This is a genomic window from Pseudoalteromonas sp. NSLLW24 (assembly GCF_015864725.1).
Classification (GTDB): Bacteria; Pseudomonadota; Gammaproteobacteria; order Enterobacterales; family Alteromonadaceae; genus Pseudoalteromonas; species Pseudoalteromonas arctica.
Window position 1 is genome coordinate 25,464 of record NZ_JADYWQ010000007.1, and the last position, 14,047, is coordinate 39,510.

Consider the following 14,047-nt stretch of genomic DNA (forward strand, 5'->3'; position numbering starts at 1 on the left):
TGCCAAACTCCGGGTTTGGAGAGCGATGCGGCCTTAACTAGAGGTTCCTATGAAAGAAGGTATTCACCCTAAGTACGAAGTAATTTCTGCAACATGTTCATGTGGAAATAAATTCGAAACTAGCTCAACTCTTTGTAAAGACATTCACTTAGACGTATGTTCTGCGTGTCACCCGTTTTACACTGGTAAGCAAAAAGTTTTAGACACTGGCGGACGTGTTGATCGCTTCAACAAGCGCTTCGGTGCACTTGCCAGCAAGAAGTAATTATTGCTGTTTAGTTAAAAAAAGCACCTTAGGGTGCTTTTTTTGTGCCTAAAATTTGTTATTTATTATCTTAAACCAACCTACATAAATCTTTGAGCAATTTAACGAATTAAATTGCACCATAACGTCGTTAAAAATTTTTTATTTAGAACAACTAGATACAAAAATTTTTGCCTAGTTCTAGCGTAATTTTCTTAACGTTAAATAGACCCCATATATAAGCAGATTGGTATTATTTCGTTGATTTTAACTATCCCCTCCTTTTGCATAACTATTTCCTATTCTTATTCTGAGTATGCATAATCCTTTACAGACAAATCGATAGATATTCTCTATATTTTAAATAGTACAATTTTTAACTAGGTTGATAAAAGTAGCTAACGTGGGCTTATCTGTTTTTAAAGTAGGGTAGTAGGCTGTTATTCTAAGTTTATGCTGTTACTTTAAGTATACATTTTATAAGATTTTGATAGGTATAATAGCACCTTAAAACTTACTTTTTAGGTGAATTTTTATTTATTAAATGTCGATATAATCCTGCAAAGTTACTGAAAAACCTATTAAAATTAAAGGATATAGCATATAACAGGATAGACCTGATATTGCTTGGAATTTAAAAATAATAAGGGTATCGTACCCCAAGACTCCATCTCTCACTTTAACTTAAATTGCAGGATACCATCGCGTTATGTCTGACTTTCGTGAACAAGCACTACATTACCACTCACATCCCGTACCAGGTAAAATTAGCATTGAGCTTACAAAACCAGCTGAAACGGCTCATGATCTTGCACTTGCGTATAGCCCAGGTGTTGCCGAACCTGTACGTGAAATAGCTGCAGATCCTGCAAATGCTTATAAATATACTGGTAAAGGTAACATGGTTGCGGTTATTACTAATGGTACTGCAATTCTAGGCCTTGGTAATTTAGGTCCTTTAGCGTCTAAGCCTGTAATGGAAGGTAAAGCATTATTGTTTAAACGTTTTGCAGGGCTTGATTCTATCGATATTGAAGTTAAGCACAAAACAACAGAAGACTTTATTAATACGGTTGCCAATATTGCCGACACATTCGGTGGCATTAACCTTGAAGATATTAAAGCACCAGAGTGTTTTGAAATTGAAAAAGCATTAATAGAGCGTTGTAGCATTCCTGTTTTTCATGACGATCAACACGGTACTGCCATTGTAACGGCTGCTGGTATGTTAAATGCGCTAGAAGTACAAGGTAAGTCAATTGAAGATGCAATTATTGTATGTTTAGGTGCAGGCGCTGCCGCTGTTGCGTGTATGGAGCTGTTAATTAAGTGTGGTGCACTGCGTGAACACATTTATATGCTTGACCGCAAAGGTGTTATTCATACCCGCCGCGATGACTTAAATGAATACAAACAGCTTTTTGCTAATAATACCGATAAGCGTACATTGCAAGATGTAATTGCAGATGCGGATGTATTTGTGGGTGTTTCTGGCCCTAACTTATTAGCGGCTGAAGATTTAAAGCTAATGGCTGCAAAACCAGTTGTGTTTGCATGTTCAAATCCAGATCCTGAGATTGATCCTGCACTTGCGCACGGCGCACGCAACGATTTAATCATGGCAACAGGGCGCTCTGATTACCCTAACCAAGTTAATAATGTTTTATGTTTCCCGTTTATTTTCCGTGGTGCACTTGATGTACGTGCAAGTGCTATTAACGATGAAATGAAAATTGCTGCAGTAGGTGCTATTCGAAGTATTGCCAAAGAGCCAGTACCTGCAGAAGTTTTAAAAGCCGCTGGAGTAGATAAACTAGAATTTGGTGCGCAGTATATTATTCCAAAACCAATGGATCCACGTTTACTGCCGCGTATAGCAAGAGCTGTTGCACTTGCTGCTATTGAGTCAGGTGTTGCACAAATTGAGCTACCTGAAAACTATATGCAGTAAATCTATACAATAAAATTTAGACATAAAAAAACCTCAGTAATTACTGAGGTTTTTTTGTCTTTGTAATATTTATTCTTCGTTTAAAACGGGTACTTCTAGACCCATTTCTTGCATTATTTTTTTAACTTCTTCTGGCACTTTTTCGGCGTTATCTTTACGTAAGTCATCGTCATTTGGTAAAGGTTGGCCAGTAAAAGCATGCAAAAATGCCTCACATAGCAATTCACTATTTGTAGCATGGCGAAGGTTATTGATTTGACGACGTGTACGTTCGTCAGTTAATACCTTTAATACATTTAGCGGGATCGAAACGGTGATCTTTTTAACTTGCTCTGATTTTTTACCGTGTTCTGCGTATGGGTGAATATACTCACCATTCCATTTAGCCATAAGATGTATCGTTGCCTCAGATTATTAATTTCTCACACGGTATAAAAAGCGTGTAAATATGCGTGAAATTCTATCGATTTAAAAAAGATAGTCAAATAATAGATACCGATCTATCTTAATAAGCCTATCGTAGGTGTAAAGATAAGCACACTTTTGTGAGCTAAAATGTGTTATTCGCAGAGGCCCCTTCTACTTTTAGCCATCTAGAGCTTTAAAATACTTTGACTTATCAAAACGGATAACTTACTCTTTTAGACGTCTAAACATCCAAATTAATCAGGTGACGAATATGAGCGAAAAAAACAAAGCGACCATTGCTGTACGTAACGGCGTTGATGCTGATAAACATCATGGTGCGGTGGTACCGCCAATTTATTTATCGACTACTTATTCGTTTGCCGACTTTGATACTAAGCGTGAGTATGATTATGGTCGTAGCGGTAATCCTAATCGTGATATTTTAGCTGAGACGCTTGCTAAGCTTGAAGGTGGCGCTCGTGGCATAATTACAGCTACAGGCATGGCTGCCGTGCATTTAGCTACTCAGCTACTTAATAGTGACGATAGGTTAGTAATTCCACATGATTGTTATGGTGGCAGCTATCGTTTATTTACATCTTTACAAAAACGCGGACTACTAAAGCTCGAAATATTAGATTTAACAAAAGAAGAAAGCCTTCAACAAATTTTAGTAATTAAACCAAAGCTTATTTGGATAGAAACCCCAAGTAACCCAGTACTTCGTTTAACAGATATTAAAGCGGTTACCGATGTGGCTAAGCAATGCGGTGCATTGGTGGCTGCAGATAACACGTTTTTGTCGCCTGCCTTACAAAACCCTATTAAGTTTGGTGTAGATATTGTGGTGCATTCAACCACTAAATACATTAACGGACACTCAGATGTAGTAGGCGGCGCTGTTATTGCAGCAACACAAGAGTTAGGCGATGAGCTTGCTTGGTGGGCTAATAACATTGGTATTACGGGTGCGCCTTTTGATAGCTATTTAACGCTTCGTGGTTTACGTACTTTAAATGTGCGCCTAAGGCAGCATCAAGAAAATGCACTGGCAATAGCTAAGTACCTTGAAAGCTCTGAATATGTAAGCCAAGTTTACTACCCAGGTCTTGAGTCACATCCTCAACATGAGCTGGCTAAAGCACAGCAACTTGGTTTTGGTGGCATGGTTAGTTTTGATATTAAAGGCGATATAAATGACGCTGCAGCATTTTTAACTAGCCTTAAAACGTTTAGTTTAGCTGAGTCACTAGGTGGCGTAGAGAGCTTAATTTGTCACCCTGCAACTATGACGCACGCAGGTATGGAGGCAACAGCACGTTTAGAGGCGGGTGTGGGCGATACGCTTATTCGTATTTCGGTAGGTATTGAAGATATACACGATTTAGTCGCTGATTTTGAACGAGTGTTTGAACTTGTAAAACCAGGGCAAAATAAAAATGTTGGCCGTGTAGGCAAAGGAGCAGGCACTTCTGGTGGTAACGTTAAATTAAGTGCAGCTCGTCCGGCGCTTTGGTGATTAATATGGTTAACTGTATACATAAATTTGGTGGATCGAGTTTAAGCTCAAGTGAGCGATACCAAAGCGTAGCAAAAATAATAATTACACATACTCAACCGGGTGATTGTGTGGTGGTATCGGCTGCGGGTAAGACAACCGATACGCTAGTATTACTTTGGCAAAGCTATCAAAAACAAGATACTCAAGCAGTAGCTGATATTTTACTGCAGTTAAATAACCATCAAAGTGATTTAATAGAGCAGTTATTAGAAGCTGATTTAAAACGAAGTGCACTTAAAACACTAAATACCGAGCTTAGCTATATTGCAGAACTTGCTCAAGCTGAGCAGCTAAAAGAGGCTGCATTACTTGCACATGGCGAACTGTGGTCAGCACGTTTACTCGCTACTTATTTACAGCAGCTAAATATTGAGGCATGCGCTGAAGATGCACGTACTCTTTTTACCTTAAATGATGGCGAATTAATGCATGCGCAAAATGCGCAGCAATGTGGGCAGTTAATTTTGCCTAATAAAATAAATGTTGTTACTGGGTTTATTGCCGCAGATATCAAAGGCGAGACAGTAACGCTTGGCCGAAATGGGAGTGACTACAGTGCAACACTACTTGCAAATTATTGCAATGCTAAGCAAGTATGTATTTGGACTGATACACAGGGAGTGTATAGCACTGATCCTCGAAAGGTAAAAAAAGCGATTAAATACGGCAAAATTTGCCGTGGACAGGCTAATTTATTAGCTCGTTTGGGTAACCCTGTATTACATGCAAAAACACTATCGCCACTTAAAAACACAGATATTAAGCTAGCTGTTCGCAGTAGTTTTGACGTACAAGCAAGTCCAACAGATATAGTCAAAGAAGGTTCAGCGAAGAAAAAGCGCTTTATAACCACGTTGCAAAATGTTGACCTATTAATGGTTGAAGGATTAAGTGAAGGTGAGGTTGCAAGTGTTAGTCAGCTTATTCAGCATAGCCTTCATCACTTTAACCATAATGGTGAAGTGTATTTAGTAGTACCTGCAGCACAAACTTATCTGGTTATTAATTATTTTGCGGGTAGGGCAAATATTAGCGAGTCAAATTTAAACGGTTGTGCAATTGTAGCGCCTGAGCAAGACGTTAATACATTAAGCTTACAAGCATTAGATTTATTAAAACTCCACAGCATAAAACCTCGTTTTGTCCATCAAGATACTGGCTATGCTTTATTGCTTACCGATCAATTTATAGATAGTGATATACAAAGTGCCTTACACGATAAGCTAATTAATAAAGGCCAAGAAATCGCAATTATAGTTGCGGGGCTTGGTAACGTTGGCGACGTTTTTATTAAACAGTTATCGGCACAATTTGAGCGTTTATCGGATGACTTTGGTATTAAATTAGTCGGTCTAATTCGCTCTAAAAAAATGCTGTTTAATGCAAGTGGTATTAATACACAGCAATGGAAAACTCAATGGCAGCATGAGGCAAATAGCTATCAATCTGCAGATTTACTGAATGCTATAAATGAGCTCGATTACGAGCATAAAATTGTAATTGATATTACCGCAAGTGAACAATTTAGCTTGTTATATCCAGACTTTGTAGATAGAAACTGTCATTTAATTAGTGCTAATAAATACGCTGGAACAGCACCTACTACTTGGTATAAAGCACTTCGTAGTAATATTACAGAACGTAATTTACATTGGCGATATAACACCAGTGTAGGCGCTGGCTTACCTATTAACTTTGCTTTGGCTGATTTGCAAAATAGTGGCGATAAAATAACACGTATAGAAGGTGTTTTCTCAGGCACGCTTTCGTGGTTATGTAGTAAATATGATGGAACAAGGCCATTTTCTGAGTTGCTACTGGAAGCTCAGAAAATGGGATTCACAGAGCCAGACCCTCGCGAAGATTTATCTGGGCGAGATATGCAGCGTAAGCTACTTATTTTAGCTCGAGAGCTAGGTGTTGAGCTTGAACTTGACGATATTAGTTTATCGGCATTGATGCCAGATGAACTTGCGCTGGGAAGTTGGGATGACTTTTTAAATAAAAAAGCACAGCTAGACGCGTTCATCGAAGAGCATGCAGTGACAGCAAAGTCTAAAAATTCAGTACTTAGATATACGGGCTTGTTAGAAATCACACAAGGTGAAGTAATTGCTAAAGTGGGAATAGCGTATGTGCCTAATGGCGATGCGTTAGCAAACCTTACACCAGGCGATAATATTTTTGTAATTAATAGCAAATGGTATAGCGATAACGCATTAGTGATTCAGGGGCCAGGAGCGGGTAGGGAAGTGACCGCTGCGGGTGTGCACTCTGATTTATATTGGCTTGTTCAAAACTTAAAATAAACATTTGGTTTAAACAAAAACGGCAGCTTAAATAAGCTGCCGTTTTTGTATTACATACATATTACTAAAATAGCTCTTCTTCTGTTTTAGTGTCTTCTTCAAATATATCGTTAGGCTGAGATAGCACATACTTTGTAGGTGCGGTGCCTTTTTCAAAATATTCAAATCGACTTGTGTAGTCATTTTTATGGCTAAGTAAGCCTGTAGCTAAATCAATACGAATAGAAACGAGTCCCTCAGGCGGCTCAATTGGGGCTTCAGGCTTGCCTTCAAGTGCCGCTTTCATAAATTCAACCCACGCTGGCTGCGCGGTTTTAGCGCCAGATTCCGCACCTGATATTTGGCTGCTATCTAGGTTGTTATTATATGTAGAGCGACCAAGAGCGTTGCCCGGATTATCAAAGCCAACCCAAACTGAGGTCATCACATTACTATTAAAACCGCTAAACCAGGTATCTACTGAGTCATTAGTTGTGCCTGTTTTACCTGAAATATCGCGACGATCTAGCGCTTGTGCTCGCCAACCGGTTCCACTCCAACCTGTTTTATGAGCCCAGCTACCACCCCCCCAAATTGCACTATTCATAGCATCAGCAATTAAAAATGCATTTTGCTTAGAAATAATTCTCGGCGCACATTTTTTCGTTTGCTCCATTTCATCATCACTATTATGGATTGAGAGTGCATTGTGTGTTGGCAAAGGCTCTTCGTCACAGGCAAGAGCAGGGTTTGCTTTAAACAATACATTGCCGTAAGCGTCTTGAATTTCTGAGATAAAGTAAGGTTCAATTAAATGACCGCCATTGGCAAATGTGCTCATGCCTCTTGCAAGTTCAAGCGGGGTAATAGAAGCACTACCCAGTGCTAATGATTCACTACGATTAATGTCAGCGTCTTTAAAACCAAATTTTAGTAAGTGATCAGCTGTACGTTGCAATCCAACACCACGTAGTAAGCGCACCGAAATAACGTTTTTAGACTGTGCTAAAGCACGGCGAATTCGAATAGGACCATTGTAAACAGCAGGGCTGTTTTTAGGGCGCCATGCTACGCCTTGGCTCTTATCCCACTGGTTTATAGGTGCATCATTTAATATAGACGCAAGCGTGTAACCTTTTTCAAGTGCTGCTGAATATATAAAAGGTTTTATATTAGAACCCACTTGACGCTTAGCTTGTATCGCTCGGTTGTATTGACTTTGCTCAAAGCTGTAACCCCCTACAATAGCTTTTATTCTACCGTCTTGTGGATCGAGGGATACAATAGCGCTTGATGCTTCTGGTATTTGGCTTAATAAGTAGCTGTTATCTTCGTTTTGACGTACCCATATTTGCATACCTGGCGTTAAAATATCAGTAGCTGCTTTTGGAGCAAAGCTTTGGCGGTAGCGAGTAATATACTTACGCGCCCATTTTAAACTATCCCAACTGAGAGTTGTTTGCTCACCGTTTTTAAGTAGTACTGTAGCTGTTTTATTATTAACACTGAGTACTGCTGCAACTTTTAAAGTGCCTAACTCATTTACGCTCTGTAATTTATTGAGTATTTGTTGCTCAGTTAAAGCTGGTTGTGTTTCAGGATTCCATAAAACATCAGTTGGACCTCTAAAACCATGACGCATATCGTAACTGTGTAAGTTATTTACAAGTGCGTTTTGCGCTGCTTTTTGAACCTTTGACTCTACTGAGGTAAAAATTTTAAAACCTGAGTTGTAGGCTTTATCTACCCCATAGCGCGAAACCATTTCAGCGCGCACCATTTCAGAGATATACGGTGCGTATAAGTTTATTTCTGCACCGTGAAAATAAGCTGTAATAGGTTGGCTAGTTGCTTCGTTATATTGCTCTTGTGTTATATAGTCTTCGGTCAGTAAACGGCCTAAAACTACATTTCGGCGTGCTTTTGCACGCGTTGGGTTACGAATTGGGTTTAAAGCTGAAGGTGCTTTAGGTAAACCTGCAATCATCGCCATTTGTGCAAGTGTTAAATCTTTTAGCTCTTTACCGTAATAAACTTGCGCTGCTGCACCAATACCGAAAGCACGATTACCTAATTCTATTTTATTAAGATAAAGCTCTAAGATTTCGTCTTTTGTTAACACTCCTTCAATATGAAGCGCTATAAATATTTCTTTAACTTTACGGATATATGCTTTTTCGCGTGTTAAAAAGAAATTACGAGCAAGCTGCATAGTAATAGTACTTGCACCTTGTTTTTTCTCGCCAGTAGATATAAGAACAACAGCCGAACGTACTATACCAATAGGGTCTATGCCTATATGATCGTAAAATCGATTATCTTCTGTCGCTAAAAATGCATTAATGAGTGTTTGAGGAATTTCATCAATAGTCACTGGAATACGACGTTTTTCACCAAATTGATTGATTAAAAGCCCATCTTTAGTGAATACTTGCATAGGAGTTTGTAATTGCACGTCTTTTAAAACTTGCACACTGGGGATATCAGGTTTAACGTAGTAATAAAGACTGATCAAAGTAATCAGACCAATTAACACACAAATGATAAAAAATTGTAAAGTTCGTTTTAATAAAATCACTTATATTTCCCTAAATGGACTCCCAATTGCGAGTTTTGACTGCTAGTATATATTGATTAAAAAATGAATAATATTTTTTCATATAAAAATTATAACTTGTTTATTATTAAAACAAAGGCCAAGTTGAAACATGCTAAGTCAACTATTTCAAAAACCGTCCCAAATGATGGTAGGAATTGATATTGGATCGCACTCTATTAAGGCTGTGCTTTTACGTGAAATTGAAACTGGATTTCGACTCGAAGCACTTGCAATTGAGCCGATGCCAAAAGGCGCAATGAGTGAGCGAACAATTCAAGATATTGAAGCGATTGGTAACGTAATTACAAAATTAAGAAAAAAATTACCAAAGTCGTTAAAATCTGCAGCAGTGGCTGTTTCTGGCCAAACAGTCATTACAAAAGTGATCTTCATGGATGTATCGTTAACTGATGCTGAACTTGAGTCGCAAATTGAAATTGAAGCTGATAGTTTAATTCCATATCCTCTTGATGAAGTGAGCCTCGACTTTGAGAAGCTTTCGACGAATGAGGCCGATCCTAGTAAAATGAATGTTTTGCTTTCAGCTGCTCGTACTGAGAGTGTAGAAGCGCGTGTTGGCGCTTTAGAAGCTGCAAATTTAGAAGCTAAAATAGTTGATGTAGAAAGCTATGCATTAAGTCGTGCAATGGATGTGTATTACCAACAATTACCCAGCGACGCATTTAATAAATGTGTGGCTGTGGTTGATATTGGTGCGGTTTTAATGCTCGTGAGCGTTGTTCAAGCAGGGGAAACAATTTATACACGTGACCAAGTTTTTGGTGGCGACCAATATACAAATAGTATCGTTGCTTATTATAATAAAGGATTTGATGAAGCTGAAATTGGTAAAACATCAGGCGATTTACCGCCAAACTACACCTTTGAAGTATTAGCCCCTTTTCAAACTTCGTTACTTCAACAAGTGCGACGCGCGGTGCAAATGTTTTTAACAACCAGTGGCAAAGAGCAAATCGACTATATTGTATTAACGGGTGGTACATCGATGATAAAAGGCATTGACCGATTACTCATTGAAGAACTAGGTATTCACTCTGTCGTTGCTGAGCCTTTTGAAAATATGGAAATTTCTCCAAAAGTAGATCGTAATGTAATGCAGCGTCACAAAACGCAGTTTGCAATTGCGACAGGGTTGGCATTAAGGAGCTTTTCAACATGCCACATATAAATCTACTTCCTTGGCGTGAATCGCAGCGCGAAGAATCGAAAAAGAAATTTGTAACTATACTTATTGGTGTCGTTATACTTTGTTTTGCGAGTATGTACTTATTAAGCTCTTTTTATAGTGCATTAAAAGACGGTCAAAACTTAAAGAATAACTATTTAAGTTCAGAAATTAGCATGCTAGATAAAAAAATAAGTGAAATTAGAAGTTTAGATAAAAGAAAAGAAAACTTACAACAGCGTATGAGGCTCATTGAAGAATTACAAAGCAGCCGTAATTTGGGTACGCAAATAATGGATGAAGTTGCCAAAATAGTGCCGGGTGGGGTTTATTTAACAAAACTCGAGCGCAGAGGTAGCCAAATACATGTATTGGGACGCAGTGAATCTAATAACCGTTTATCAACAATGCTGCGCCAAGTACAAAGCTCATATTTACTAGAGAATCCTTCAATGCAAGGCATTGTTGCAGGCGATCAATCTTCGCGTTTACTTAGTGATTTTAATATGGAATTTTATGTAAAACCATTTGATAAAATTGGTGAGGTTAGCGATGAGCCTTGATTTTAAAGCACTGAGTGAAATTGATTGGAATGAAATAGAGCTCGATAACATTGGCGATTGGCCTATTGCAGTTAAAGCAATTTGCTGTACGTTTGTTGCCGGACTTGTATTGTTTTTTAGTTATAGCCTATTAGTTTCTGATGAAATTGATAGTTACCACAGTGCAGTTGCGAAAGAGGTCGAGTTACGCACAACTTATCGCACTAAATACGCAGTCGCGAGTAAGCTTGAGATCTACCGTCAACAAATGATTGAAATGGAAGATAAGTTTTCACAATTATTAAAACGTTTACCTACCTCTAACGAAACCCCTGGTTTACTTGATGATTTGTCGTATGTTGGCACAACAAGTGGTCTGACTTTTTTAAAAATAGGTTGGTTACCAGAAGTCGAGAAAGAATTTTATACTGAATTACCGATTAAAATAGAAGTGATAGGGACCTACCATGAATTTGGTGAGTTTGTGGGTAAAGTAGCTCAGTTACCACGAATTGTAAGCTTACATGACTTTTCTATTTTATCATCGGGCGATAAACAGTTAACATTTAGTGTTGTTGCAAAAACATATCGTTATGAAGAAGGGGTTAAAAAATGAAGCTCCTTCGCGTAGTACCTGTAGTAATGGTGTTTGTTTTGAGTGGTTGTAATGATGATACGTCTGAGCAAAAAGAATTTATTGATCAAGTAAAAGCAAGCACAACACCAAAGGTTGAATCAATTCCTGAGCTGACAAAGTTTGAAATATTTGAGTACAGTGCTGGTCAGCTACGTAGCCCGTTTGTAGCGCCTCAGCCTGAGATAATCCAAAATAAATTAACGCAAGTAAAAAACTGTTTGCACCCAGATCAAGAGCGTCGCCGCGAACCGTTAGAAAAATACCCGCTAGATAACTTAGCAATGAAAGGCACAATTGGTTCTAGTGGACAAATATGGGCATTAATAACAGCAGCTGACGCTACTTTGCATCGTGTAACGGTAGGGAATTACCTTGGTAGTTATGATGGCAAAGTAAAAGCAGTAAGTAACGACTATATAGAGTTAGTGGAATTAATCCCTGATGGGTCTGGCTGTTGGAAAGAGCGCTTGACTAAATTAGAAATGTTAGAGGCGGCAACAGATGGCGCAAATTAATAATAAAAAAGGTAAAAATAGCATGCATAAGGATGTACTTTGGCTTCATCGTATTTCACGAACATTACTGGCTGCTGTTGCTTTAGTCACTGTAAATTCAGCCGTTGCAGGGCCGTTACTTTATGATGTTCGTTATAATCCATTACTTAAAGGCGAAACTGAGTTACAGCTTGTTTTTGATGAAGAGTTAACGCTTGAACCAAAAGTTCAGGTGTTTAATAGCCCAGCCCGAATCGAAATGTTTTTTGATACCGCAGAGTTAGAGGTTGGTTTAAACGATGTTGAAGTTAATCAAGCTGGAATTAGCAGTGTTACTAATGTTTTAACTAACAGTGGTTTAAAGGTAACGGTAAACTTAGATAGATTAAAAATTTATGAAACTGAAGTTCATAACAACTTAGTATCAATACGCGTGTCTGATAATCCTCTTACAGAATCTGAAAATGAAGATGTAGCGATGGACTCAGGTGACGTAAGTGGAAATTACATCAACCGTATCCAATCAATTGATTTTAGACGTGGTGAAAAGGGCGAAGCGAAAGTACTCGTATTTTTACAAGACACTCAAGCTGCAATTGAAGTCCATGAAAGTGGCGGTAAAATTTACGCTGACTTTCATCACACCGATATTTTAGATGACCTACTTTATGAATTAGATGTATTAGATTTTGGTACTGTTGTAAGTAATATCGAGACTTTTAAAGAAGACGGATTAAGTCGTGTCGTTATTGAGCCAAACGCTCAGTTTACATTTACGTACCAGCAAATAGATAATATTTTAACGCTGACGGTAGAAAAAGATGAAACGCAAAACGCCTATTTAGATGGTGGCGTTGAGTATCAAGGTCGCCCTATGACCTTAAATTTTCAAGATATTTCTGTGCGAGCAGCACTACAAATTATTGCGGGTTATAACGATTTTAACTTAGTAACCAGTGATTCAGTGACAGGTAATATAACACTGCGCTTAGATGGCGTACCGTGGGATCAAGCGCTTGACGTAGTATTGCGTATTAAAGGGCTAGACAAACGCATGGATGGCTCTATTTTAATGGTAGCGCCTGCAGAGGAGCTTGCGGCACGTGAAGCTAAAGATTTAAAAGCTAAACAGCAAGTTGAAGACTTAGAACCACTCTATAGTGAATACATTCGATTAAACTATGCTAAAGCCGAAAATTTTGCTGACTTATTAAAAACAGATAGGAACAGTATTATAACTGCCCGCGGTAGTGTATCGGTTGATCAGCGTACAAATACTTTATTGGTAAAAGATACTGTAAAGAGTATAGAAAACATTCGCCGGATGATAGAAACACTCGATATTCCGGTACAGCAGGTTGTAATCGAATCTCGAATGGTAACTGTGCGCGATAACGTTACTGAAGACTTAGGCGTACGCTGGGGCTTTAGTGATCAAGGCAGTAGTGTTGGTATTTCTGGCTCCCTTGAAGGCGCTGAAGGTATTTATAATGCGACATCAACTTCAAATGCGCCAAGTATTTCAGATCGATTAAATGTAAATTTACCAATTTCTAATCCTGCGGCCAGTATTGGTTTGCACATAGCAAAATTGGCTAACGGTACATTAATTGATTTAGAGCTAAGTGCTCTTGAAGAAGAGAATAAAGGCGAAATTATTGCTAGCCCGCGTATCATAGCGGCTAATCAGCAAAAAGCGCGAATAGAGCAAGGTACTGAAATCCCTTACACTGAGTCAGCTTCAAGTGGTGCTACTACTGTAAGCTTTAAAAAAGCGGTACTAAGCTTAGAAGTAACACCTCATATCACACCTGATAATAAAGTAATTCTAGACTTAATTATTACTCAAGACACACGTGGTGATACTGTACAAACGGGAACAGGTGAAGCAGTGTCTATTGATACCCAAGAGATTCAAACTCAAGTGTTAGTTGAGAATGGACAAACCGTAGTACTCGGTGGTATTTTCCAGCAGCAGATCATTAATACTACGAGTAAAGTGCCAATTTTAGGTGACATTCCTTACGTAGGAAGACTATTTAAAACCACAAGTGAGTTTAATGAAAAGCGTGAATTACTTATTTTTGTGACACCAAAAATACAAATTGATTAAAATACAGTGGTTTTATGTTAACCA

General features: G+C 38.4%; 11 protein-coding genes. 9 read left to right on the forward strand and 2 right to left on the reverse strand.

Annotated elements, in window-relative coordinates:
- Window positions 1-49: 49 nt before the first annotated feature.
- Window positions 50-265, forward strand: coding sequence for a 50S ribosomal protein L31 (gene rpmE / locus I6E72_RS09015; RefSeq protein ID WP_007582029.1), 216 nt, complete (start codon window positions 50-52; stop codon window positions 263-265).
- 688 nt (window positions 266-953) lie between these two features.
- A complete protein-coding gene (locus I6E72_RS09020; RefSeq protein ID WP_197102488.1) occupies window positions 954-2,195 on the forward strand; it encodes a malic enzyme-like NAD(P)-binding protein in 1,242 nt (413 codons plus the stop codon).
- Window positions 2,196-2,264: 69 nt separating this feature from the next.
- Here the strand turns inward: I6E72_RS09020 and metJ are convergent, their stop codons facing one another.
- A complete protein-coding gene (metJ, locus tag I6E72_RS09025) occupies window positions 2,265-2,585 on the reverse strand; it encodes a met regulon transcriptional regulator MetJ (protein WP_007586263.1) in 321 nt (106 codons plus the stop codon).
- Window positions 2,586-2,874: 289 nt separating this feature from the next.
- Between metJ and metB the strand changes: the two genes are divergently transcribed.
- Window positions 2,875-4,122 (forward strand): cystathionine gamma-synthase, encoded by a 1,248-nt coding sequence (gene metB, locus I6E72_RS09030; protein WP_197102490.1) that lies wholly within the window; start codon window positions 2,875-2,877, stop codon window positions 4,120-4,122.
- A 5-nt stretch (window positions 4,123-4,127) separates the two neighbouring features.
- Window positions 4,128-6,473, forward strand: a complete 2,346-nt coding sequence (metL, locus tag I6E72_RS09035; protein ID WP_197102492.1) for a bifunctional aspartate kinase/homoserine dehydrogenase II — start codon at window positions 4,128-4,130, stop codon at window positions 6,471-6,473.
- 64 nt (window positions 6,474-6,537) lie between these two features.
- On the opposite strand, the gene I6E72_RS09040 is transcribed toward metL, so the two are convergent.
- Window positions 6,538-9,030, reverse strand: coding sequence for a penicillin-binding protein 1A (locus tag I6E72_RS09040; protein WP_197111957.1), 2,493 nt, complete (start codon window positions 9,028-9,030; stop codon window positions 6,538-6,540).
- A gap of 130 nt (window positions 9,031-9,160) precedes the next feature.
- Between I6E72_RS09040 and I6E72_RS09045 the strand changes: the two genes are divergently transcribed.
- Genes I6E72_RS09045 through I6E72_RS09065 form a run of 5 tightly spaced genes read left to right on the forward strand, consistent with a single transcriptional unit; the run spans window position 9,161 to window position 14,023 of the window.
- Window positions 9,161-10,240 (forward strand): pilus assembly protein PilM, encoded by a 1,080-nt coding sequence (locus I6E72_RS09045; protein ID WP_024589891.1) that lies wholly within the window; start codon window positions 9,161-9,163, stop codon window positions 10,238-10,240.
- On the forward strand, window positions 10,228-10,800 hold the full coding sequence (locus tag I6E72_RS09050) for a PilN domain-containing protein (protein ID WP_007586268.1): 573 nt from the start codon (window positions 10,228-10,230) through the stop codon (window positions 10,798-10,800). The genes I6E72_RS09045 and I6E72_RS09050 overlap by 13 nt, the downstream gene beginning before the upstream one ends.
- Entirely contained in the window at window positions 10,790-11,395 is a 606-nt protein-coding gene (locus tag I6E72_RS09055) for a type 4a pilus biogenesis protein PilO (protein ID WP_007586270.1), read from the forward strand. The genes I6E72_RS09050 and I6E72_RS09055 overlap by 11 nt, the downstream gene beginning before the upstream one ends.
- On the forward strand, window positions 11,392-11,931 hold the full coding sequence (locus tag I6E72_RS09060; RefSeq protein WP_197111959.1) for a pilus assembly protein PilP: 540 nt from the start codon (window positions 11,392-11,394) through the stop codon (window positions 11,929-11,931). Before I6E72_RS09055 ends, I6E72_RS09060 begins: the two co-directional genes overlap by 4 nt.
- Window positions 11,918-14,023 carry a type IV pilus secretin PilQ gene (locus tag I6E72_RS09065; protein WP_101217493.1) on the forward strand — a complete coding sequence of 702 codons (2,106 nt, stop codon included), beginning with the start codon at window positions 11,918-11,920 and terminating at the stop codon, window positions 14,021-14,023. Before I6E72_RS09060 ends, I6E72_RS09065 begins: the two co-directional genes overlap by 14 nt.
- Window positions 14,024-14,047: the final 24 nt, after the last annotated feature.

What these genes read in the sequence shown, in the direction of transcription:
- I6E72_RS09055 (WP_007586270.1), top strand. Translation starts at nt 10,790, where the DNA reads ATGAGCCTTGATTTTAAAGCACTGAGTGAAATTGATTGGAATGAAATA.
- metL (WP_197102492.1), top strand. Translation starts at nt 4,128, where the DNA reads ATGGTTAACTGTATACATAAATTTGGTGGATCGAGTTTAAGCTCAAGT.
- I6E72_RS09060 (WP_197111959.1), top strand. Translation starts at nt 11,392, where the DNA reads ATGAAGCTCCTTCGCGTAGTACCTGTAGTAATGGTGTTTGTTTTGAGT.
- I6E72_RS09065 (WP_101217493.1), top strand. Translation starts at nt 11,918, where the DNA reads ATGGCGCAAATTAATAATAAAAAAGGTAAAAATAGCATGCATAAGGAT.
- metJ (WP_007586263.1), bottom strand. Translation starts at nt 2,585, where the DNA reads ATGGCTAAATGGAATGGTGAGTATATTCACCCATACGCAGAACACGGT.
- I6E72_RS09050 (WP_007586268.1), top strand. Translation starts at nt 10,228, where the DNA reads ATGCCACATATAAATCTACTTCCTTGGCGTGAATCGCAGCGCGAAGAA.
- I6E72_RS09020 (WP_197102488.1), top strand. Translation starts at nt 954, where the DNA reads ATGTCTGACTTTCGTGAACAAGCACTACATTACCACTCACATCCCGTA.
- rpmE (WP_007582029.1), top strand. Translation starts at nt 50, where the DNA reads ATGAAAGAAGGTATTCACCCTAAGTACGAAGTAATTTCTGCAACATGT.
- I6E72_RS09045 (WP_024589891.1), top strand. Translation starts at nt 9,161, where the DNA reads ATGCTAAGTCAACTATTTCAAAAACCGTCCCAAATGATGGTAGGAATT.
- metB (WP_197102490.1), top strand. Translation starts at nt 2,875, where the DNA reads ATGAGCGAAAAAAACAAAGCGACCATTGCTGTACGTAACGGCGTTGAT.